20 protein-coding genes are annotated in these 20,456 nt (G+C 67.3%); 8 read left to right on the top strand and 12 right to left on the bottom strand.

Features of this window, described 5'->3' with window-relative positions; genetic code table 11:
- Positions 1-269 precede the first annotated feature (269 nt).
- The gene (locus tag CUJ89_RS07150; protein WP_114176733.1) at positions 270-1,091 is read left to right on the top strand and encodes a carbon-nitrogen hydrolase family protein; all 822 of its coding nucleotides are present in this window, start codon (positions 270-272) and stop codon (positions 1,089-1,091) included.
- Between the two features lie 33 nt (positions 1,092-1,124).
- Here CUJ89_RS07150 and CUJ89_RS07145 read toward each other — a convergent pair whose 3' ends face one another.
- From CUJ89_RS07145 to CUJ89_RS07135, 3 genes are read right to left on the bottom strand one after another with little or no spacing between them, the layout of a single operon-like run.
- On the bottom strand, positions 1,125-1,436 hold the full coding sequence (locus tag CUJ89_RS07145; protein WP_114176732.1) for a hypothetical protein: 312 nt from the start codon (positions 1,434-1,436) through the stop codon (positions 1,125-1,127).
- Positions 1,436-2,794, bottom strand: a complete 1,359-nt coding sequence (locus CUJ89_RS07140; protein ID WP_114176731.1) for an acyclic terpene utilization AtuA family protein — start codon at positions 2,792-2,794, stop codon at positions 1,436-1,438. Before CUJ89_RS07140 ends, CUJ89_RS07145 begins: the two co-directional genes overlap by 1 nt.
- A 13-nt stretch (positions 2,795-2,807) precedes the next feature.
- On the bottom strand, positions 2,808-4,106 hold the full coding sequence (locus CUJ89_RS07135) for a CitMHS family transporter (RefSeq protein ID WP_114176730.1): 1,299 nt from the start codon (positions 4,104-4,106) through the stop codon (positions 2,808-2,810).
- A gap of 97 nt (positions 4,107-4,203) precedes the next feature.
- Between CUJ89_RS07135 and CUJ89_RS07130 the strand changes: the two genes are divergently transcribed.
- Positions 4,204-5,100 (top strand): LysR family transcriptional regulator, encoded by an 897-nt coding sequence (locus CUJ89_RS07130; RefSeq protein WP_114176729.1) that lies wholly within the window; start codon positions 4,204-4,206, stop codon positions 5,098-5,100.
- 39 nt (positions 5,101-5,139) lie between these two features.
- On the opposite strand, the gene CUJ89_RS07125 is transcribed toward CUJ89_RS07130, so the two are convergent.
- Positions 5,140-5,724 (bottom strand): flavin reductase family protein, encoded by a 585-nt coding sequence (locus CUJ89_RS07125; RefSeq protein WP_114176728.1) that lies wholly within the window; start codon positions 5,722-5,724, stop codon positions 5,140-5,142.
- Between the two features lie 132 nt (positions 5,725-5,856).
- Positions 5,857-6,282 (bottom strand): VOC family protein, encoded by a 426-nt coding sequence (locus CUJ89_RS07120; protein WP_114176727.1) that lies wholly within the window; start codon positions 6,280-6,282, stop codon positions 5,857-5,859.
- Positions 6,283-6,394: 112 nt separating this feature from the next.
- On the opposite strand from CUJ89_RS07120, the gene CUJ89_RS07115 reads away from it, so the two are divergent.
- On the top strand, positions 6,395-7,285 hold the full coding sequence (locus tag CUJ89_RS07115; protein ID WP_114176726.1) for a LysR family transcriptional regulator: 891 nt from the start codon (positions 6,395-6,397) through the stop codon (positions 7,283-7,285).
- 27 nt (positions 7,286-7,312) lie between these two features.
- Here CUJ89_RS07115 and CUJ89_RS07110 read toward each other — a convergent pair whose 3' ends face one another.
- The 4 genes from CUJ89_RS07110 to CUJ89_RS07095 are packed head-to-tail and all read right to left on the bottom strand — an operon-like array spanning position 7,313 to position 12,265.
- Entirely contained in the window at positions 7,313-8,080 is a 768-nt protein-coding gene (locus CUJ89_RS07110) for a hypothetical protein (protein WP_114176725.1), read from the bottom strand.
- A gap of 55 nt (positions 8,081-8,135) precedes the next feature.
- Positions 8,136-10,712 carry a TonB-dependent siderophore receptor gene (locus CUJ89_RS07105; protein WP_114176724.1) on the bottom strand — a complete coding sequence of 859 codons (2,577 nt, stop codon included), beginning with the start codon at positions 10,710-10,712 and terminating at the stop codon, positions 8,136-8,138.
- Between the two features lie 53 nt (positions 10,713-10,765).
- Positions 10,766-11,752, bottom strand: a complete 987-nt coding sequence (locus CUJ89_RS07100) for a FecR domain-containing protein (RefSeq protein ID WP_114176723.1) — start codon at positions 11,750-11,752, stop codon at positions 10,766-10,768.
- 3 nt (positions 11,753-11,755) lie between these two features.
- A complete protein-coding gene (locus CUJ89_RS07095) occupies positions 11,756-12,265 on the bottom strand; it encodes a sigma-70 family RNA polymerase sigma factor (protein WP_114176722.1) in 510 nt (169 codons plus the stop codon).
- A gap of 577 nt (positions 12,266-12,842) precedes the next feature.
- Here CUJ89_RS07095 and CUJ89_RS07090 point away from each other — a divergent pair.
- The 3 genes from CUJ89_RS07090 to CUJ89_RS07085 all read left to right on the top strand — a co-directional run bounded on the left by CUJ89_RS07090 (position 12,843) and on the right by CUJ89_RS07085 (position 15,616).
- Positions 12,843-14,003 (top strand): porin, encoded by a 1,161-nt coding sequence (locus CUJ89_RS07090; protein ID WP_114176721.1) that lies wholly within the window; start codon positions 12,843-12,845, stop codon positions 14,001-14,003.
- 47 nt (positions 14,004-14,050) lie between these two features.
- Positions 14,051-14,272 carry a hypothetical protein gene (locus CUJ89_RS37635; protein ID WP_152036597.1) on the top strand — a complete coding sequence of 74 codons (222 nt, stop codon included), beginning with the start codon at positions 14,051-14,053 and terminating at the stop codon, positions 14,270-14,272.
- Positions 14,273-14,401: 129 nt separating this feature from the next.
- Entirely contained in the window at positions 14,402-15,616 is a 1,215-nt protein-coding gene (locus CUJ89_RS07085) for a transglycosylase SLT domain-containing protein (RefSeq protein WP_114176720.1), read from the top strand.
- Positions 15,617-15,643: 27 nt separating this feature from the next.
- Here CUJ89_RS07085 and CUJ89_RS07080 read toward each other — a convergent pair whose 3' ends face one another.
- From CUJ89_RS07080 to CUJ89_RS07065, 3 genes are all read right to left on the bottom strand, one after another.
- A complete protein-coding gene (locus CUJ89_RS07080; protein ID WP_114176719.1) occupies positions 15,644-15,973 on the bottom strand; it encodes a hypothetical protein in 330 nt (109 codons plus the stop codon).
- Positions 15,974-16,361: 388 nt separating this feature from the next.
- On the bottom strand, positions 16,362-17,108 hold the full coding sequence (locus tag CUJ89_RS07070; RefSeq protein ID WP_114176718.1) for a MipA/OmpV family protein: 747 nt from the start codon (positions 17,106-17,108) through the stop codon (positions 16,362-16,364).
- Positions 17,109-17,416: 308 nt separating this feature from the next.
- Positions 17,417-18,202: an RNA-guided endonuclease TnpB family protein gene (locus CUJ89_RS07065; RefSeq protein WP_114176717.1), complete on the bottom strand. Its 786-nt coding sequence runs from the start codon at positions 18,200-18,202 to the stop codon at positions 17,417-17,419.
- Positions 18,203-18,315: 113 nt separating this feature from the next.
- On the opposite strand from CUJ89_RS07065, the gene CUJ89_RS07060 reads away from it, so the two are divergent.
- A complete protein-coding gene (locus tag CUJ89_RS07060) occupies positions 18,316-19,041 on the top strand; it encodes a response regulator (RefSeq protein WP_114176716.1) in 726 nt (241 codons plus the stop codon).
- Complete coding sequence (locus CUJ89_RS07055) at positions 19,042-20,418, top strand: ATP-binding protein (RefSeq protein WP_236654928.1); 1,377 nt, start codon at positions 19,042-19,044, stop codon at positions 20,416-20,418.
- Positions 20,419-20,456: the final 38 nt, after the last annotated feature.

Raw genomic sequence — 20,456 nt, 5'->3', positions numbered from 1 at the left:
GCCGCGGGCGACACATGGTGGCCTGGGTTCTGTAGCAATTTCCTCGTCAATCAGGACCTGTTCGCCGACCCTTGCAGAAGGGTCGGCGTTTTTTTTACTTCGCCGTTTGTTCCGACAGCAGGACGTCGACGCGAGCACGACGAGATCAATACCCCTGACGGGTTAACGCATCGGCGGGATGGGAAAACCGGCCGTTCGGCGCATACTGGGGCCTGTTTTCCCCTCCTTCCGGCGCCGCCGGCAACGGATCACAGCCACCGAATTCGCCCATGAAACTGAAGCTCGATATCGTCCAGCTCGCCGGTCGCGACGGCGACACGCACTACAACCTGCAGCGCACGCTGGAAGCAATCGCAACCTGCGCGCCCGGCACGGACATCGTGATGTTTCCGGAAGCGCAGCTCACGGGCTTTCTCGATCCGTCCAATCTCGCGGAATGCGCGGAACCGCTCGACGGCCCCAGCATCGGCGCGGTCATCGCGGCCGCACGCGCGCGCGACGTCGCCGTGGTGGTCGGGCTGATCGAGAACGACGGCGGCAAGTTCTACAACACAACCGTGTTCGTTACGCCGGACGGCATCGCGCTGCGCTATCGCAAGACGCATCTGTGGGTGAGCGAACACGGCGTCGTGCTGCCCGGCGACCGCTACGCGACCGTCGAATGGCGCGGCGTGCGGATCGGCCTGCTGATCTGCTACGACAGCGAATTCCCTGAAACCGGCCGCGCGCTCGCCGCGCTCGGCGCGCAGTTGATCCTCGTCACCGACGGCAACATGGAACCGTACCGCTACGTCCACCGCACATCGGCGTCGGCGCGCGCGATGGAGAACCAGGTGTTCGTGGTGGTGGCCAACCGCGTCGGCGACAGCACGCACGATGTCGTGTTCGCGGGCGGCAGCCTCGCGGTCGATCCGTTCGGCAATGTGATCTTCGAAGCCGGCAACACCGAATCGCGTCATGCGGTCGAGCTCGATTTCGACCAGCTCGCCGCGTCGCGCTCGATCTATGACTATCGAAAGGATCAGCGCCTGCACATCGCCGGCGAGCACATCGAGCACGCGGACGGGCGTCGCGAACTGCTGATTCCGTGAGCCCATGCCCGCCCCCCCGGGCGACGCCCGCCGTCACGCCGGGTCGGGCACCTCGATCGCCAGCAACGCCGAGCTGACCGACTTGCCATGCGCGTCGAGCGCGAGCGAGCGCGTCACGCCGCCGCCGAGCGCGTCGCGCAGGACGAAATTGAACGCACCGAGCGCTGGCAATTCGTAACGCACGACATCGCCGCGCACGATTCCCGTGAGCCATGCCTTCACCGATTCCGCATCCAGATGCGTGCGCAGATGCTCGTAATGACGCGGATCGCGGCAAATGACCGACACGTTCAGCGTATTGCCCTTGTCGCCAGTGCGCGCATGCGCGAGTTCACGCAGTTGCATCAGGCCTCCACGAATGAAAACGACGGCGTCACGGCCGCGCGCGGCAGCAGCACCGACTGCACCGCGATCACCTCGCGCGTCGACTTGAACGCGCCGCCGCCGCCGGCCGGCCCGTTCGTATAGAGCGTCTCGACTTCATTGCCGATCCGCGCCGCTTCATCGGCGCTTGCCGCACGGCCGGCCACCCGCACGCGCACCTCGGCCGGCTCGCCGCGCACGGCCGGCGTTGCGTCGCCATACAGCGAATCGACGCCGATCAGGTCGAAGCGCAACTCGGTCGCGGCGACGCCGGTCAGCGCCAGCCGCTCGCGGACGATGTCGAGCGCGAGGCGCGCGCGTTCGAGCGCGCCCGGGCCGCCGTACGAGAGCTGTCCTTCGCCGATGTAGCCGTCGATGTAAGCCACCGACACCTTCAGCGTATCGGGCCGCGCGGTACCGCGCCCGCCTGTCACGCGCACACGGTCCGCCGCCTCCTCCGCGACGGCGACCCGCGTGAAATCCGCAACGACATCGGGCTGCAGATACCGCGCCGGATCGTGAATCTCATAGAGCAGCTGTTCCTTGCAGGTCGCCGCGCTCACGCGGCCGCCCGCATGCGGCACCTTCGTGATCACGACCGAGCCGTCGGCCGCGACTTCGCCGATCGGGAACCCGAGCCGCGCGAGATCCGGCACGTCCTTGTAGCCGGGATCGGCGAAATAGCCGCCCGTCACCTGCCCCGCGCATTCGAGCAGATGGCCGACGACCGTCGCCTGCCCAAGCGTGTCCCAGTCGTCCATCCGCCAGCCGAACGCGTGGATCAGCGGCGCGGCGAACAGCGACGGATCGGCGACGCGCCCGGTCAGCACGACGTCCGCGCCGGCCGCAAGCGCGTCGACGATCGGCGCGGCGCCGAGGTACGCGTTCGCGGACACGATGCGGTCGCGGTACGCGGCGACTGCGTCGCCCGATTCCTCGAAACGGAACGCGCCGCGCAGCACGACGTCGAGCACGTCGTCGCCTTCGACCGCCGCGACCTTCAGCTGCGCGAAACCGAGCGATTGCGCGATCTGTGCAGTACGCCGCGCGGCCGCGCGCGGGTTCGCCGCGCCCATGTTCGACACGATGCGCACGCCGTTCGGCACGGCGACCGGCAGCACGGCGCGCATCCGCGCGTCGAGCAGCGGATCGTAGCCGAGCGCCGGGTCCTTGCGCCGCGCCTGCTGCGCGATCGCGATCGTGCGCTCGGCCAGGCATTCGAAGACGAGATAGTCGAGCCGGCCGTGTTCGGCCAGTTCGACCGCGGGCTCGATCCGGTCGCCCGAGTAGCCGGCGCCCGCGCCGATGCGCACGCGCCGTTCAGGTTGCTTTGCTGTCATGTCCGGTACCGTATCAAAAGATCCCCAGCACGACGCACGCGATCGTCATCACGATCGAGGCGCCGAACAGCAGCGGGAACGTGAATTTCTGGTGCTCGGCCAGCTCGATGCCGCACAGGCCGACGACGAGGAACGTCGCGGGCGTCAGCGGGCTGACTGGAAACCCCGTCGTCATCTGGCCGAGCAGCGCGGCCTGCCCGACCTGCACGGCCGGCACGCCGAGCTGGCCGGCCACCTCCGCGATCACGGGCAGCACGCCGAAGTAGAACGAATCGGGATCGAACAGCATGCTGAGCGGCATCGACGCGAAGCCGAGCACTACGGGAATGTGGCCGGCCATCGACGGCGGCACGAAGCCGACCGCCGCCTGCGCCATCGCCTTCAGCATCCCGCTGCCCTGCATGATCCCCGTGAATACGCCGGCCGCGAGCAGGATGCCGGCCATCATCAGTGCGGCACGCGCATGCGCGTCGATCCGCTTCCTCTGCATGTCGACGTCCGGATAGTTCACCATCAGCGCGATGCACAGCCCGACCATGAACATGATCGCGGGCGGGATCTTCTCGCCCATCACCACCATCGTGCCGAGCACGACGAACGTCAGCACGAGGTTGAACCAGAACAGGTGCGGCCGGCGCAGCGCCTGCTCGTCGGGCGTCAGCTCGCGCTTCGGCAGCGGAACGGACGCATCGTCGCGCGACAGGCCGAGCCGCTTCTCCTCGCGCCGCCCGAGCCAGTACGCGGCACCGAACACGAACACGAGCCCGATCGCCTGCACCGGGATCAGCGGATTGAACAGCGCCGACACCGGCAGGTGCAGCGATGCCGACGCGCGGATCATCGGCCCCGTCCATGGCAGGAAGTTGATGCCCGCGGCCATCGACACGGCCGCGGCCAGCACGCGCCGATCCATCTTCAGCCGGTCGTACAGCGGCAGCACAGCCGGAATCGTCACGAGAAAACAGACGGCGCCCGAGCCGTCGAGGTGGATCAGCAGCGCGAGCAGCGTCGTACCCATCACGATGCGCGTCGGCCGCGTGCCGACCGCGCGCAGGATGCGGTCGATGATCGGGTCGAGCGTGCCGGCGTCGGTGATCGTGCCGAAATACAGGATCGCGAACACGAACATCCCGACGACGGGCGCGAGGCCCTTCAGCCCGTCGACGACGAACTTGCTGGTATGCAGCCCGAAGCCGCCGATCAGCGACGCCGCGATCGGCACGATGATCAGCGCGACGAGCGGCGACATCCGCTTCGACAGAATCGCGGCCAGCAGCACGACGATCGTGCCAAGCCCGAGTAACGGCAGCATCCTTGTCTCCTACCTTGTCTTTTGTTGGAGACGAGCGTAAGGTCGGCGCAGCGATAGCACAATTGAAATGATTTGATCGCAGCAATCACGAACCGTTATGGATCTGAATCTTCGCGATATCCGCGCATTCGTCACCGTCGCGCACGCCGGCAACTTCACACGCGCGGCCGCGCGCCTGCACCTGTCGCAACCGGCGCTGACCGTGCAGATCCGCCGGCTCGAGGAAATCGTCGGCGCGCGCCTGTTCGACCGCAACAGCCGCAGCGTCGCGCTCACGCAGACCGGGCGCGAGCTGCTGCCGCTGCTGCAGCGCTCGCTCGACGACATGGAACGCGTGCTGCGCGATGCGCGCGCGCTCGGCGAAGGCACGAGCGGCACGGTGCGGCTCGCGTGCCTGCCGACGTTCGCGTCCAGCGTGCTGCCGGAACTGATCCAGTCGTTCCGCCGCGACGTGCCGCGCGCGGGCTTCGAGATCCGCGACGGCGTCGCGAGCCTCGTCACCGCGCTGGTGCGCAACGAGGAAGCCGATCTCGGGCTGACGGGCGGCGACACGTTCGATGCGTCGCTGGAGGTGCTGTATGCGGGCGCCGACCGGCTCGTCGCCGTGTGTCCGAACGATCATCCGCTCGCGCGTAAGCGCCGCGTGACCACCGCCGACGTCGCGGGCGTGCCGCTCGTGCTCACCGCGCGCGGCACGAGCGTGCGCAGCGTCGTCGATGCCGCGCTGGAAGCGGCCGGCTGCACGCCCGAGATCGCGTGCGAGCCGACCTACATGATGACGGCCGTCGCGATGGTGCGCGGCGGCCTCGGCGTGACGATCCTGCCCGCGACCGCGCGCGAGGTGCGCGCCGAGCCCGAGCTGGTCGTGAAGCCGATCGACGATCCCGCGTTCGTGCGGCCGATCGCGCTCGTCACGAAGCGCGGGCGCACGCTGCCGCGCGTCGCGCAGGCGTTCGCCCAAGCGATGCTCGCGGAATTGAAAAAGCGCGCTTAAGCCGCGCGCCCGGAGCGGAAAAGGCAGCCCGCCCGACGCTTACGGTGCGTCCGGATCCACGTGCAGCGACTCGCCGATCGCATAGAAATTGCCGCCCGCGATGTAGTGCAGGCTGCGCAACGCGGGATCGGCCGTTTCGAAATACCAGTGGCCGTCGCGGAACACGCGCGTGTCGGACCACGCACCGACCACCTCGCCGATGAACAGGTCGTAGGTCTGCTGGTTGTGCGGCTCGGGAATCAGCTTGCACGCGAGCCAGCCCGAGCATCCGGCGACGAACGGCAGGTCGTGGCCGTCGACGTCGAACAGCGTGACGCCCGCTTCGCGCAACTTGTCGGGCCGCTCCGCGAGACTGTGGCTGCCGACCGCATGCGTGAGCCGCAGTTGCGCGGCCGTCGGCACCTGGATCACGAACGTGCCGCTGCGCTCGACAAGCTCGCGCGTCTTCGCGGATTTGTCGAGCACGACCGTCAGCTTCGGCGGCAGGAAATCCAGCGCGCACGCCCAGGCGGCGGCCATCACGTTGTCGACGCCGTCGTGACGGGCCGACACGAGCACGGTCGGGCCGTGGTTGAGGAGACGGTAGGCTTTCTTCAGCTCCACCGGAGCGATGTGACTGTCCATACGGGTTCCTTGGAGAACGGCGCGCACGGACGGATGCCGTGCGGCGCGGCGCCGGTCGGCGCGCCTGTGCGCGGCCCGGCCGGATGCCGCATTCTCGCACCCCGTTTCAATCGGCGCCGACGGCCCGGCCCGTCACTTCGCGAACAGCTGGCCGATGTCGCGGAACGCCTTGAATTCGAGCGCGTTGCCGCACGGATCGAACAGGAACATCGTCGCCTGTTCGCCGACCTGCCCCTGGAACCGCACATACGGTTCGATCACGAATTTCACGTCGAACGATCTCAACCGCTCGGCCAGCGCCTCCCAGCGCACCCAGTCGAGCACGATCCCGAAATGCGGCACCGGCACTTCGTGACCGTCGACCGCATTGGTATGCGCGCCTTCCTGCGACGCGGTCTTCGGATGCTCGTGAATCACGAGCTGATGCCCATAGAAGTCGAAGTCGACCCATTGCGCGCTCGACCGCCCTTCTTCCAGCCCGAATACGCGGCCATAGAAATCGCGCGCGGCCGGCAGATCGTAGACCGGAATCGCCAGGTGAAACGGGGAAAGACTCATGGTTGCCTCGTGAAGGAACGGTCGCGCGATGCGACGCTGGCACCATGGTAGACAACGTCAAGCAAAAATTAAATCAATATATAATTTTGCAATTCACAAACAGAATTGATGAATGATCCGCGAGCTGAAAACCCTCGTCGCCGTCGCCCGGGAAGGCACGTTCGCCGCGGCGGGCAACCGTATCGGGCTGACGCAGGCCGCCGTGAGCGCGCAGATGCAGCGTCTCGAAGCCGAACTCGGCTTTGCGCTGTTCGACCGGCAAGGCCGATCGGCCCGGCTCAACGAGATGGGCCATCACGTGCTCGATCAGGCGCAGGCGCTGATCCGCCAGTATGAGAACCTGAGCTCGACCGCCCCCGGCTCGCCGGCCGCCGTGCGCGTGACGCTCGGCGCGATCGCGTCGGTGCAGAGCGCGCTGCTGCCGGCCGCGCTGGCCGAGTTCCATCGCCGGCATCCCGCATGCCGGACGCGCGTGATACCGGGGCTGTCGATCGAGCTGGTCAACCGGGTCGACGCGGGCGAGATCGACATGGCCGCGATCATCCGGCCGCCGTTTTCGCTGCAGAGCGACCTGCACTGGACGACGCTCGCGCAGGAACCGTTCCGGCTGATCGTGCCGCGCAGCGTGAAGGGCAAGGATTGGGCCGAGCTGCTCGCGAACGAGCCGTTCGTCCGCTACGACCGCGCGTCATTCGGCGGCCGTCAGGTCGATCGCTTTCTGCGGAAGATGCACATCTCGGTGCGTGACACATGCGAACTCGACGAGCTCGACGCGATCGTCAAGCTGGTCGAGAACGGCGTCGGCATCGCGATCGTGCCGCAGACCGCCGTGTATCGCCGCTGGCCGCCCGGCGTGCGCGCGATCGATCTCGGACACCACACGTTCCACCGCGACATCGGGCTCGTGCATCGCGCGCGGCGGACGATGTCGGAACCCGCGCAGATGCTGGCCCAAATGATTGAAGCGGCGTCGCGGCGGCACGCGCCGCCGCAGGCTGCCTGAGTCGCGCGCCAGCGGCGCCGTTGCGGTTCAGCGCCGCCCGGCCGCCCAGTCGATGGCCGCGTCGAACAGCGCGACGCCGGCCGGCGACAGGTTCACGAACGTGTCGTTGTCGAGGAAGAACATCACGCGGCGCGCGGGCGCGAGCGATTCGTAGTCCATCGTCGCGCCCTTCTCGTATGCGAAGATCGCGGCCTTGTCGGGTTGACCGTACACGGTCGCGATCGTGATCGCGCCGAGCCCCGGCTTGCCCCAGCTCATCGGCGCCTGCTTGCCGTACACGTTCGTCGCGCCAGCCGGCAGCCCGGCCGAGACCGGATGCGGCGCATTGACGAGCCACAGGTAGCGCTCCTTGCCCGTTTCGCCGAAGTCGGCGTCGTGACGCTTGCCCGTCATCGCGAGATCGTCGAGCAGGTCGTTTTCCCAGGTCACGAGCGGCTTGTCGAGCGTGCGCCAGCCGGGCCGCACGTTCTTCGACGACACCGTCGACGAGATCAAGACCAGATCGGCGTCGCGCGCCGCATCGGGGGTGGCCGATTCGTCGATCAGGCGCACCGCGTAGCCGCGTTCGCCGAGATGCTGGCCGATGCGCTCGTCGACCTTCAGGTTCGGGCCGCGCAGTTGCACGAGCATCGCGACGCGCGTGACGGCCTGCGGCGCATCGGCCGCGCATGCAGGCGTGCCTGCGCCCAGGCCCGCGCACAGCGCGAGCATCGAGCCCGCGATCGTGCGCAATGCGCGACGCCGCGCGCCGGCGGCAACGGCGCGCACGGCGCCGCTCTTCATCTTCCGGTTCATCAAGGCCTTCTCCGAAGCCACGCGCTGTCGTGTCGGCCGCGCGGCGATTGTGTGGTCAGAACTGCAGCGTGGTCAGCAGCGACACCTGTCGCGCGTCGCCGATCGCGACGAAGTAGCGGTTTGCGCTCGACGGGTAGTACGTGCGGTTGAAGAGGTTCTTCACGTTGAGCTGGAACGACAGCTTCTGCTTGCCGATCCGCGTGTCGTACGTCGCGAACGCGTCGGCAAGCACGTACGACGGCAGCGTGAAGCTGTTCGCCGAATCACCGGGCCGCGCGCCGACGTAGCGCGCGGCCGCGCCGATGCGCAGGTCGTCGCCGCCGATCAGCGTGCCGACGTCGTAGACGGCCGCGAGCGACGCCGTGTGCCGCGCGACGTTCCACAGCCGGTTGCCCGCATACAGCGGATCCTCGACCGTCTTCGCATCGATGTACGCATAGCTCGCGATCACGTTCACGCGTTCGCCGATCTTGCCCGACAGGTCGAGCTCGACGCCGCGCGAGCGCGCCTTGCCCGACGTGCGCCAGTCGGTCAGATTCGTCGCGTCGTTGTACTGCGACACGAGCCCGTTCTTCTTGTCGATGTTGAACAGCGCGAGCGTGCCGGTCATCCCGCCCGGCAGGTCGAGCTTGCCGCCGATCTCCCACGCGGTCGCTTCCTCGGGCGGCGTCGCGCCGTCGATCACGTAGCCCGTCATCGGCGCGATCGACGACGACGGTTTCAGCGATTGCGAATAGCTGCCGTACAGCGAGAACGTATCGGTCCACTTGTAGACGATGCCCGCGCGCGGCAGCCACTTCGAGCCGCTGAGGTCGGTGTTCGCCTTGAACGGCCGGCCGCGCCCGGCGACCTGGTTGTACGTGATGTAGCGGATCCCGCCCGACACGATCCACTTGTCGGTCAGATGAATCGTGTCCTGGAAGAACGCGGACGCATCGTGCAGCGTGTCGGTCTGGTCGCTGTCGCTCGCGGACACGGTGCTCGACGGCGGCAGCAGCCCGTACACGGGATCGATATAGCTGAACGGCGTCTTCACGGCCTGCCGCAACATGTCCTTGCGATAGATGCGGCGGTACTCGGTGTCGAAGCCGACCTGCACGTCGTGGCGCATCCCCGCGAGCGTCAGCTTGCCGTTCACGTAACCGATCCCGTAGCTGTCGGTGCTGAGCGAGCCGTGCGTCGCATCGTTGCTGCGCGACAGCGTGCCCGTCACCGGATCGACACCGGTCGTGCGCAGCTGGTTCGCATCGTAGGTCTCACGGTTGTAGCTGTAGCCGAGATGCGCGCTCCAGTCGGCGTTGAACTGGTGATCGACGCTCAGTTGCGCGAGATGCGATTCGCCGTCCATGGTGTTGAACGGCTCGTCGATCCGCCGCCGCGCGGGAATGTCGAGCGGCGCATTGGTGCGCGGGTCGAGCGCGGTGCCGCGATCGAACGGCGAATGGAATTGGCGGTACTCGTAGGACACCACGACCTGCGTATCGCGGCCGTACCACGCGAGCGACGGCGCGACGAAGGTCTGCCGGTATTCGCCGAAGTTGCGCCAGTACTGCTCGTTCGACTGGTCGACGATCAGCCGGTACGCGAGCCGCGAATCGCCGACCGGCCCGGTCGAGTCGAAGGTCGCGCTGCCGCCGTTCTTGCCGTGCCCGAACGTCGACGCGCCGAGCGAGATCGCGTTATAGCGCGTGAGCTGCGGCTGCTTGCTGACGACGTTGACGACACCGCCCGGGTCCATCAGCCCGTACAGCAGCGACGTCGGGCCCTTCAGCACCTCAACGCTGTCGACCGCCGCGTTGAACGAACGCCCCTGCACGATCGGCATCCCGTTGCGCATGATCGAGCCGTCGCGGTTGTCGCCGAAGCCGCGCTTCATGATCGTGTCCTGGGTGCCCGCGAGCGTGTTGCCCTGCGTGATGCCGCTCACGTTGCCGAGCGCGTCGTCGAGATTGCGCGGGCGCTGGTCGCGCAGCACCTGCGCAGGCACGACGTTGACGGCCTGCGCGGTGTCGAGCAGCGGAATGTCGGAGCGCAGCACGCCCGCCTCCTTCGGCGCGCGATAGCTTTCGGCGCGCAACGCGCTGCTGCGCACCGTGATCGTCGGCAGTTCGGCGGCCAGTGCAGCGCCAGCCGCCACGGGCCGTGCAGTCGCGCCGTCCGTGCGCATCAGCGTGTAACCCCCGGCCGGCTGGCGCAGCGCGACGAGCGCCGTGCCCGCCAGCAGGCGGTCGAGCGCGCCGTCGACGTCGAACCGGCCACGCACGCCGCCGCTCGTCAGGCCGGCCGTCAGCTCGGCCGGAAACGCGAGCAGGATGCCCGCGTCGCGCCCGAACCGGTTCAGCGCCGCTTCGAGCGGGCCGGCCGGAATGTCGAACGCGCGTCGCGACGCGCGCTGCGCGGCAGGCGCCGCATCGGCGTCGGTGTCGGCAAGCGCGGGCAGCGGCAGCAGCGCCGACAGCATGATGGCGCCGGCCAGCCGGCGCGCGAAGCGGCCCGGCGCGGCGGGCGCGGCCGGACGCGACGCGCGCGGCAGATGACGGGCAGGCGCCGGACGGCGCCGATACGTGAGACGGATGGAAACCATGATCGGGGAGTCGGTGGACGATGGGCCAGTGCTGCTTTCATTACCCATGTCACGCGAACATCGAGAAACAGCTCAGGTCGGCGGAAATTTTTTCGAAATGCTCACGAACGGGCCGGCACGACCGTCGCCCAGTAGCGCGTCACGTAGTCGACGTCGATCGGCAACGTCGCCTTCAGCGTGTCGAGCACGCGCGCGGGATCGTCGAGCGGATAGGTGCCCGACACGCGCAGGTCGGCCACGGCCGCCGCGCAGCGCAGGCTGCCGCGGCGATAGCGGTCGAGTTCGGCGACGAGGTCGGCCAGCCGCATGCGCGACGCGACGAGCATGCCGCCCGTCCACGCGGACGCATACGCATCGAGCGGCACCGGCGCACCGATCGCTTCGCGCGTGAAATCCGCGCCCTCTCCCGCCGCGATCACCCGGGCATCGGTTGCCGCATCGACCGGCTGCACGCGCACGGCGCCGGCGAACACCTCGACGCGCGTCGCACCGTCGTGCTGCCGCACCGCGAAGCGCGTGCCGAGCGGCCGCAGCTCGCCTTGCGCGGTCGCGACGACGAGCGGCCGCGCGGGCACGCGATCGTTGTGGCCGCTCGTCACCATGATCGTGCCGCGCAGCAGGCGCAGGCGGCGCGCCGTGCCGTCGAAGCGCACGTCGAGCGCCGTGTCGGTATCGAGCACGACGACCGTGCGATCCGCGAGCGTCACCGTACGCCGCTCGCCGACCGCCGTTCGCAGGTCGGCCGGCCAGATCGCCGCGCGCCGCGCGGGCTCGGCCATCCACGCGGCGCCGCCCGCGAACAGCAGCACGGCCAGCGCCTTCACGCCTGCGCGACGGCGGCCCGCACGCGGCGGCAGCAGCGCCGCGTGCGCGGCCTGCGTATCGAGCCCGGCCGCCAGCCGGCCGAACCGGCCCTGCATCGCTTCGATATGACGCCACGCCGCGTCGTGCGACGGATCCTCCGCGCGCCAGCGCGCGAGCGCAGCGGCGAACGCGTCGTCCGTGCGGCCGGCCTGCCGGTCGACCCACCATTCGACCGCGCGACGCGCAACGTGCGGCGGCACCGCCAGCGCTCCCGGGGCGGCCATCGGTCAGGCCGCCATCGCGAAAAAGCACTGCGTGCCGGCTTTCACGAGATAGCGCTTCACCGTCGCGAGCGATACGCCGAGTTCGCGCGCGATCTCGGCCTGCGTGAGTCCGTCGAGTTGCGCGAGCAGGAACGCACGCTTCGCCGCGAGCGGCAGGCCGTCGAGCAGCCGGTCGATTTCGAGCAGCGTCTCGAGCACGATGGCCCGCTCCTCCGGCGACGGCGCATACGCCTCGGGGCGCTGCGCAAGCACATCGAGATACGCGCGCTCGATCTGCTCGCGCCGCCAGTGGTTGCTCAGCACGCGCTGCGCGACCGTCGTCAGGAACGCGCGCGGCTCGTCGGCGCCGATCGGCTCGTCGCGCGCGAGCAGGCGCATGAACGTGTCGTGCGCCAGATCGGCCGCGCGGTGCGCGCAACCGAGCTTCCGGCTCAGCCAGCCGCGCAGCCACGCGTGGTGGCCGGCATAGAGGGCGTCGATTTCTCGATGAAGAAGCAGCTTGTCAGCGGACATGGCCGGGTTCCGGGGTGCGCAGGTGTCGGCAATTTTGTAAATGAGAATGATTATTATATACAAAACAGACGAGCGGCCGGAGGTTTCGGTGCGCGCCTGCTGCTACCGCATCGCTCCGTGCTTCGGCCGACGGCGCACCGATGCCGGCCACGCAGACGTGGCACACGCGCGGTGTTCCGCGCACGCAGCGGCAATGAGACAGAAATGGATGGCGAAGCCGCGATGTCGACGTCGGACGCAAGCGATGCGCCAATAACACATCCATTACAGCCCGGTCGACTCAATTCATTAAATAATTAATTGACGAATCAAATAACAATATCCCGACCACGGCAATCCCTTTGAAAATCGCGCGAAATTATCACGGGATATGCAAAACGCAATGGCGAAATCTCGAAATGACAACCAATTGATACGCGATTCTCAATAATTCCAATCCCTCGACAGCGAATGCCGAAGGACTTATCTGTCTGCTTCAGGTCACAAAAGAGAATTTCATTTTTGCCGTTTTATCTCGAATCTGTAGTCTCCTGCCCATTCCGGATCACGAACACGAGCCAATGCGCAAGGAGCTGAAATGAAACGCACGACCCTCTCGCTGATTTCCATCGCGTCATTCGCGGCGATACCCGTCGCGCATGCGCAGTCGAGCGTCACGCTGTATGGCGTGATCGACACGTCGATCACCTACGTGAACCATGCGCAGGGCAAGGACAACGCGTGGATGCTCGGCAACAGCAGCGCGGGCAACCTGGCCGGCAGCCGCTGGGGCGTGAAAGGCACCGAGGATCTCGGCGGCGGGCTGAAGGCGCTGTTCCAGCTCGAGAACGGCTTCGACCCGAGCAACGGCCGGCAGGGCCAGGGCGGCCGCCTGTTCGGCCGGCAGGCATTCGTCGGCCTGACGAGCGACCGATACGGCACGCTCACGTTCGGCCGCCAGTACGATCCGCTCGTCGACCTCGTGCAGGGCATCACCGCCGACAACACTCTCGGCAGCGTGTTCGCGACGCCGGGCGACGTCGACAACTACGACAACAGCTTCCGCGTCGACAACGCGGTGAAGTACACGTCGGCCGTCTATGCGGGCCTGCAGTTCGCGGCGATGTACTCGTTCGGCGGCATCGCCGGCAGCACCGGCGCCGCGCAGTCGTATTCGGCCGCCGTGTCGTACAACAACGGGCCGTTCAGCGTCGCGGGCGGCTACTTCCACGCGACCAACAGCCCCGCATCGAACGGCCTGCGCAGCGGCTGGACCAGTTCGTCGGACGGCACGTTCGACGGCCCGATCAACAACAGCTATGCGAGCGCGCATTCGATCGGCATCGCGCGCATCGCAGGCCAGTACGTCGCCGGCCCGTTCACGTTCGGTCTCGGCTACAGCAACGCGCAATACCGTCGCGACGCGAGCTCGGTATTCGGCTCGAACGAGCACTACAACACGGGGCAAGGCTTCGTGAACTACCAGGCGACGAACGCGCTGCTGGTCGGCGTCGGCTACAGCTACACGCGCTCGGGCGGCGACACGTCGGCAACCTATCACCAGGTATCGGCCGGCGCGGACTACAGCCTGTCGAAGCGCACCGACGTTTACCTGACCGCCGCGTACCAGCACGCGAGCGGCCAGACCGGCGACGGCAAGGGCGGCTCGATGGCCGCGCAGGCGTCGATCGGTTCGTACGGCTATGCGGGCACGAGCTCGCAGACGATGGTCAACCTCGGCCTGCGTCACCGCTTCTGATGCGAAACGGCCGGCTGCGCGCCGCGCGGCCGGTCGAATCGGCGCTCATGGGCCTGACGGCTTCGGCCGCCGTCGGCTTTTTATCACTTCTTCGTCGCTCGTTCCCGCCCGGGCACGCGATTTTTATTCCGCGCTCATTCATTGCCGCGTTCCCGGCTCAACTGACGCGATACGTCAGCATTCCGATCGTCGTCTGTGGCGGCAGGTGCCCGGAAGGCGGCCATCTTTACCGATTACATCGCGTCGCGCCCGAATATCAGGGCCAATAAAAAGCGTGGCGAACGCATGGGCAAATGCAAAGGAAAGTTTGACGCGAGCCATTTGTCTGCTCGCTATGGCACACTTCGCGTCTGCGTAATTTCCTTGCACCGGGCGGCCGGATTCCGCCCCATCCTGCCATGCCGCGTCAGACAACCCGTTCGATCAGCCGCGAAACGCTGAAAATCGCCTCGACGATTGCAATGTCGTGCGTGCTGCATGGCGTCGCGCGGGCCGATTGCCTCGACGACGCGGCCACGTTCCAGCACGTGAGCGTCAGCCTGATGCGCGGCATCGCGCAGGTCGAATCGGGGATGAATCCGAACGCCGTCAACACCAATACGAACGGCACGGTCGACATCGGCCTGATGCAGATCAACAGCACGTGGCTGCCGACGCTCGCGCGCGAAGGCATCACGCAGCAGAGCCTGTTCGATCCGTGCACGAACGCGTATGTCGGCGCGTGGATCCTGTCGCAGAACATCCGCCAGCTCGGCCCCAACTGGAACGCGATCGGCGCGTACAACTCCGCCTCGCCCGACAAGCGCCTCGCGTATGCGCGCAAGGTCTATGATGCAATCCGGACCATGCCGGATTCGCCGGATACTCCCATGCCCATTCTTCCGCCCTCCTTTACGCCGCCGCAACAGCAACAGGCGTACAACCCGTTCGCGAGCCTGAGCGTCGCAGCGCCGCAGGTCACGCGCCCGCGCACGATGGCACCTGCCGCACCGCCGCCGTCGCAGGGCGGCCCTGCCGGCCCTGCCGGCACGTACAACTTCGGATGGACGGTTACGGGCGCGGACCAGGCCAAGCCGACCCAGGTATTCGACGACGGTGCGCGAATCTACGTGCAGTTCAGCGACATGAAGCACCTGCCGGCGATCTTCACCGAGACGTCGGCCGGGCGCGTGCTGATGTCGTGGGAACTGCAGTTCCCGTATGCCGTACTGACGCGTCCCGCGCAAACGTTAATCTTCCAGCTCGGGCCGTTCGAGGCGCGCGCGCAGCGTGGCACGGCCGGGGGCGCCGGCATGACCGCGCAGACCGGTACGGCAGCGCAGCGGCCGGATGCGGCGGCGGCCGCTGCTTCGAATTCGAAGAAGTCCGCCGATGCGGCAGCGAATCCGGCTGCGAATCCGGCGACCAAGCGCACGGCGTCGACCGATGCGCTCTGGTATCTGAACACGCCGTCGACGTCGGGATCGGCGGCGACATCGCCATCGACATCGAATATCCCGGCCACGCTGCCGACGGCCGTCACGTCGAACACACCGCCCGCCGCACCGGCTCAGGCGCCGGCCGCTCGGCCTGCGCGCGTCAGCACGGATGCGCTGTGGTACATCTCGAAGTAACGCGCAGGCGCTTCACGCCGCCCCCCCTCACCCGCGCCGCACCCAGATCACCTTCCCGTCGCGAATGCCGAGATTGCGGCGTTCCTGACGGTAATCCATCGTGCCGGGCAACGCCTTGCCGTCGCGCTCGAGCACACGCCACAGGCAGCCGTCCAGTTGCGCCGCCGCATCGGCCTCGGTCTTGCCAACCAGCGCATCGTCATGCCCCGCGTCCGCCTTGCACGTCGGCGACGCACCCGCCTGCCCGCCATTCGCCGGCGTGCTGCCTGCGCTCGTGATTTTCGTGTTCATGTCCGCACATCCCGCAAACGTTGCGCCCGCAACCAGCGCCGTCATTATCGCGATCGTCTTCTTCATCGGTTTCTCCCTTTAGCGGCCGGCAGAACATGTGCGACGTTCCTGGCGGACCGGGCGTTGAATGCATGATCGGTTCCGCGCGTCGCCGGCCGTTTCCTGACGGATGCCGGCCAGCGAACCGCGGCCTCGCGCGCCCCGGCCGCGCCGATTCGGCGCACCGGAATGGCGGGTTCGGCCTGACGCCGACGCCAACGCCGAAGCCGAAGCCGAAGCCGAAGCCGAAGCCGAAGCCGAAGCCGAAGCCGAAGCCGAAGCCGCCTGCATGTTACCCCACGCGGTCAGCCGTTACGGCGCAACGCCGACACATCGCACGGTGCGTGCGAATCGATCGCACCGGCCCATCCACGCCACGACAACACGGCTTTCCGCATCGCCATCGGCCACCCGTTCAGAACTTGTAGGTCACGCCCGCAATGCCGAAATAGTTGCTGCGCGACTGGACGATCGGGCTGTCGCCGTAGCGGCCGAGCAGCCGCGTCACGCCGCCGGTCGCGAGCACCGACCAGTGCCGCGACAGATTCCAGTTCCACGCGACCGCCATCGACGCGCTGTCGATCCCGCCGCTCGTCGAATACGGCCGGAACCGGCTCGTCATCGACTGTGCGTCGGTCACGCCGTAGAACGTCTGCGTATAGCGTCCCGAGCCCGCGTGCACGGTGCCCGTCACGACGATCTCGTGCTGCGCGGTCTTGAACACGGGCACCGCGAGATCCATGTGCCCCGACACGCCGCGCGACGTATGCGTCACGGGTGTGTCGATCGTCACGCTCAGTTCGGCGGCATTGAAGAGCGTCACGCCCGCGCGCACGCCGACCAGCACCGAGCCCGGAATCCGGCCCATGCCCTTCAGGTAGTCGGAGCCCGGCAGGTCGAAGCGGTTCTCGTCCGCGCGGCCCGCGTCGTAGCTCACGGCCGCCGACACGAACACGCCGTGCGGCAGGTCCAGCCGGTAGCCGGCGCCCTGCGAGCCGTCGATGAAGAAGCCGTTGCCGAACCTGGCGGAAACCGACGGCGCGACCACGCCGCGATACTGGTTGCTGCCCTGGTAGCGCGGCGCGAAACCGCCGCCGAGCGACAGCGAATACTGGTTTTCCGCGTGGGCGGCGGCGGCGAGGGTCAGGCCGGCGAGCGGCATGCAATAGCGATAGCGGCGGAGTGTTGGGCGCACAATATTGAGATAAGGGTGACGGAGCCCGCAGTCTAGGTGCCGCCCTGCGCCGAGACTGTCCTGAATCTGCGGGGAATCTGTGCTCAATTGTGTTCGATTGTTCGAGATTGTCGTAGCGCTCCCCCTGCCTCCGGCGCGCCGGATAGAATTCGCGTGCCGCGCCGCACACCGGCCTGCCCGGGGTGAGATGGCGCGTGCATTTTGAAGAGACCTTGACTGCTCCTCTCCCTAAAGGAAGCGGATTCCCACTTCGCAGAATGCAACCCGACATCATCTCAACGAGACATGGGACTTACGCTTTCTCCATGGGCTGACACCGCCAGCCCGGCGGCCAACACATTGCACGCAGCGTTGATATCGCGGTCATGGATTGCCCCGCATTCCGGGCAGGTCCATGCACGGACCTTCAACGGCATCCTGGCAACGGTATGCCCGCAGTCACTGCATCGTTTGCTGGAGGGATACCAGCGGTCGATGCCGATCAGCGTGCGCCCATACCACTGCGCTTTGTACTCAAGTTGTCGGGTGAACTCTGACCAGCTTGCATCGCTGATCGACTTCGCGCGGCGGCGGCTTTTCTGCATGTGGCTGACGGACAGGCTTTCGATGGCGATCACTTGGTTTTCGTTGATCAACCGGGTCGACAGTTTGTGCAGGAAATCCCTGCGAGCATCTGCCGACTTGAGGGTCACGCCGTCCCACTTGAAAGCGCTCGTAGTGTATTCGGCAGATTGCTTGTCGTGCTTGCTGCGGAAGGTCGGGTACTTCGCCCGCTTCGCAAAGAAATTGGTGAACGCGGTCTGCAAATGGCATAGCGCCTGCTGCACCGGCACCGAACTGACTTCGTTCAGCCACGTGTACTCATCAGCCTTCTTGAGCACCGTCAACGCCGCGGAGGTCTCGTGATACCCCATGCGTTCCTGCCGCTGATGCCACGCATCCGTGCGTCGGCGAAGCATATGGTTATAAGCGAAGCGCGCACAACCAAACGTCCGGGCAAGCATCACAGCCTGCTCGGGCGTCGGATAGAACCGGAATCGGTAGGCGCGTTTGACATCCATGCGTCGCACCCTGCCATCGGCACATACGTGGCCGTCAACAGGAGCACGGCAGCAACGTCAAAACCGTCTCCTGTCCTCCCCGGCCTGAAGGCCGGAGTTTCTCGGAGACCGCGATGAACGAAGACCCGCTCAAATACCGTGTGCTGCTGATCGAGGACGACGACCGCCTCGCGCAGCTCGTCCGCGAATACCTCGACGGATATGAATTCGCGGTAACGGTCGTGCGGCGCGGCGACCTCGCCGTCGCGGCGGTGCGCGAGCACCAGCCGGCCCTCGTGATACTCGACCTGATGCTGCCGAATCTCGACGGCATGGAAGTCTGCCGACGCATTCGCGCGTTCACCAACGTCCCCGTGCTGATCCTGACCGCCCGCGCGGATGTCTACGACCAGGTCGCCGGCCTCGAGACGGGCGCCGACGACTACGTGACGAAGCCGATCGAGCCGCGCGTGCTCGTCGCGCGCGCTCGCGCGCTGTTGCGACGCGCGCAGCCGGCCGCCGCGGAAGCGCCTGTTGCCGCACCCGAAGCGCTCGTGTTCGGCGAGCTGGCGATCTCGCCGCCGAACCGCACCGTCACGTGGCGCGGCGATCCGGTCGACCTGAAGACCGCCGAATTCAACCTGCTGCTGATCCTCGCTCGCGCGGCCGGCACCGTGCTGAGCCGCGACGACATCCTGAAGCAGTTGCGCGGGATCGAGTTCGACGGGCTCGACCGCTCGGTCGATTCCGGCATCTCGAAGCTGCGCCGCCGCTTCGAGGATGCTTCGTCGGAGCCGCACAAGATCAAGACGATCTGGGGCCGCGGCTACCTGTTCAGCCCTTCCGCGTGGGACGAATAAATGCTGCGCCCATTGATCAGGCTGTACCTCGTCGTGATCCTGTTCGTCGCCGCGTCGATCATGTTCATCCAGCTGTCGTTCGACCGGATCTTCTACGAGCGCGGCGCGCAGGCGCAGCGCGACTCGCTAACGACCTATTCGTTCGTGCTCAACGACTACCTCGAACGCCATCCGGGCGGGCAGCGCCTGCTCGCGCTGCGCGAGCTCGCGAAACACGGCCACGAAGGGTTCGGTTTCCTGTCGATGGCCGACGCCCGCGCGCAATTGAGCGGCGCGCCGCTGCGCGATCTCGATGCTGGCAGGATCGCGATCAGCTACAACGGCAAGGATTACTACATGCCGCTCGCCGACGGTTCGGTGCTGCACGCACGGCCGGCCGAGGCGTCCGATCTCGACATCAAGATCTATGCGTACCTGCTGCTCGCGCTCGGCACGCTGTTCGCGGTGGTGCTGTGGATTCACTATCACTGGCGCGACCTGCGCAGGCTGCAGGAGGCCGCCCGTACGTTCGGCGCCGGCTCGCTGTCGACGCGCGTGAAGCTGTCGGGCAAGTCGAACATCTACGAGCTGTCGCAGCAGTTCAACGACATGGCCGGGCGCATCGAGGCATCGATCAAGCAGCAGCGCGAAATGATGCACGGCATCTCGCATGAACTGAAGACGCCGCTCGCACGGCTTGAATTCGGGCTCGCGCTGCTCGCCGAGCCCGACGAAACGGAACGGATGCGCGACCGCCGCGATGCACTGCGGCGCGACGTACGCGAACTCGACGAGCTCGTCACCGAGCTGCTGACGATCGGCCGGCTCGAACAGGGTGCGAGCGAGCTCGCGCCGATGGAAGTCGTCGTCGATGCGCTGATCGACAGCGTCGCCGGCAACGTCGCGGACGACATCGCCGATCGCGGGATCTCGCTCGACGTGTCGACGCTCGGTGCGCCCGCGACCCACGTGTGCGATCCGAAGCTCGTCGCCCGCGCATTGCTGAACCTGATCCGCAACGGCGCGCGCTATGCGTCGCGCACGGTGCTGCTGGCCGCCGCCAGCGACCGGTCCGGCGCGCTCGTGCTGAGCGTCGACGACGACGGCCCCGGCATTCCGGCCGCCGAGCGCGCCCGTGTATTCGAACCGTTCCAGCGGCTCGACTCCAGCCGCGACCGGCAGACCGGCGGCTTCGGGCTCGGGCTCGCGATCGTGCGGCGCGTCGCGCAGGTGCACGGCGGCGACGTGCGGCTCGAGGATTCGCCGCTCGGCGGCGCACGCTTCGTGATCACGCTGCCCGCGCGGACGCTGTCGGACAGTCTCTTCGACGCGGCAGGAACCGTCGCGCCCGCCGGCGCGATCGGCGACAGCCTGAACACCGCCACGCCACCGCGATGAAGCGCGCGGCGAGGCCGCCGCCCCGCCCTCGCCTGGCC

Source organism: Burkholderia pyrrocinia (genome assembly GCF_003330765.1).
Classification (GTDB): domain Bacteria; phylum Pseudomonadota; class Gammaproteobacteria; order Burkholderiales; family Burkholderiaceae; genus Burkholderia; species Burkholderia pyrrocinia_B.
This window is presented reverse-complemented; position numbering and strand designations above follow the sequence as displayed.

What these genes read in the sequence shown, in the direction of transcription:
- CUJ89_RS07070 (WP_114176718.1), bottom strand. Translation starts at nt 17,108, where the DNA reads ATGCCGCTCGCCGGCCTGACCCTCGCCGCCGCCGCCCACGCGGAAAAC.
- CUJ89_RS07130 (WP_114176729.1), top strand. Translation starts at nt 4,204, where the DNA reads ATGGATCTGAATCTTCGCGATATCCGCGCATTCGTCACCGTCGCGCAC.
- CUJ89_RS07080 (WP_114176719.1), bottom strand. Translation starts at nt 15,973, where the DNA reads ATGAAGAAGACGATCGCGATAATGACGGCGCTGGTTGCGGGCGCAACG.
- CUJ89_RS37635 (WP_152036597.1), top strand. Translation starts at nt 14,051, where the DNA reads ATGGGCCTGACGGCTTCGGCCGCCGTCGGCTTTTTATCACTTCTTCGT.
- CUJ89_RS07120 (WP_114176727.1), bottom strand. Translation starts at nt 6,282, where the DNA reads ATGAGTCTTTCCCCGTTTCACCTGGCGATTCCGGTCTACGATCTGCCG.
- CUJ89_RS07060 (WP_114176716.1), top strand. Translation starts at nt 18,316, where the DNA reads ATGAACGAAGACCCGCTCAAATACCGTGTGCTGCTGATCGAGGACGAC.
- CUJ89_RS07055 (WP_236654928.1), top strand. Translation starts at nt 19,042, where the DNA reads ATGCTGCGCCCATTGATCAGGCTGTACCTCGTCGTGATCCTGTTCGTC.
- CUJ89_RS07095 (WP_114176722.1), bottom strand. Translation starts at nt 12,265, where the DNA reads ATGTCCGCTGACAAGCTGCTTCTTCATCGAGAAATCGACGCCCTCTAT.
- CUJ89_RS07085 (WP_114176720.1), top strand. Translation starts at nt 14,402, where the DNA reads ATGCCGCGTCAGACAACCCGTTCGATCAGCCGCGAAACGCTGAAAATC.
- CUJ89_RS07125 (WP_114176728.1), bottom strand. Translation starts at nt 5,724, where the DNA reads ATGGACAGTCACATCGCTCCGGTGGAGCTGAAGAAAGCCTACCGTCTC.
- CUJ89_RS07150 (WP_114176733.1), top strand. Translation starts at nt 270, where the DNA reads ATGAAACTGAAGCTCGATATCGTCCAGCTCGCCGGTCGCGACGGCGAC.
- CUJ89_RS07100 (WP_114176723.1), bottom strand. Translation starts at nt 11,752, where the DNA reads ATGGCCGCCCCGGGAGCGCTGGCGGTGCCGCCGCACGTTGCGCGTCGC.
- CUJ89_RS07090 (WP_114176721.1), top strand. Translation starts at nt 12,843, where the DNA reads ATGAAACGCACGACCCTCTCGCTGATTTCCATCGCGTCATTCGCGGCG.
- CUJ89_RS07065 (WP_114176717.1), bottom strand. Translation starts at nt 18,202, where the DNA reads ATGGATGTCAAACGCGCCTACCGATTCCGGTTCTATCCGACGCCCGAG.
- CUJ89_RS07140 (WP_114176731.1), bottom strand. Translation starts at nt 2,794, where the DNA reads ATGACAGCAAAGCAACCTGAACGGCGCGTGCGCATCGGCGCGGGCGCC.
- CUJ89_RS07135 (WP_114176730.1), bottom strand. Translation starts at nt 4,106, where the DNA reads ATGCTGCCGTTACTCGGGCTTGGCACGATCGTCGTGCTGCTGGCCGCG.
- CUJ89_RS07105 (WP_114176724.1), bottom strand. Translation starts at nt 10,712, where the DNA reads ATGGGTAATGAAAGCAGCACTGGCCCATCGTCCACCGACTCCCCGATC.
- CUJ89_RS07115 (WP_114176726.1), top strand. Translation starts at nt 6,395, where the DNA reads ATGATCCGCGAGCTGAAAACCCTCGTCGCCGTCGCCCGGGAAGGCACG.
- CUJ89_RS07145 (WP_114176732.1), bottom strand. Translation starts at nt 1,436, where the DNA reads ATGCAACTGCGTGAACTCGCGCATGCGCGCACTGGCGACAAGGGCAAT.
- CUJ89_RS07110 (WP_114176725.1), bottom strand. Translation starts at nt 8,080, where the DNA reads ATGAACCGGAAGATGAAGAGCGGCGCCGTGCGCGCCGTTGCCGCCGGC.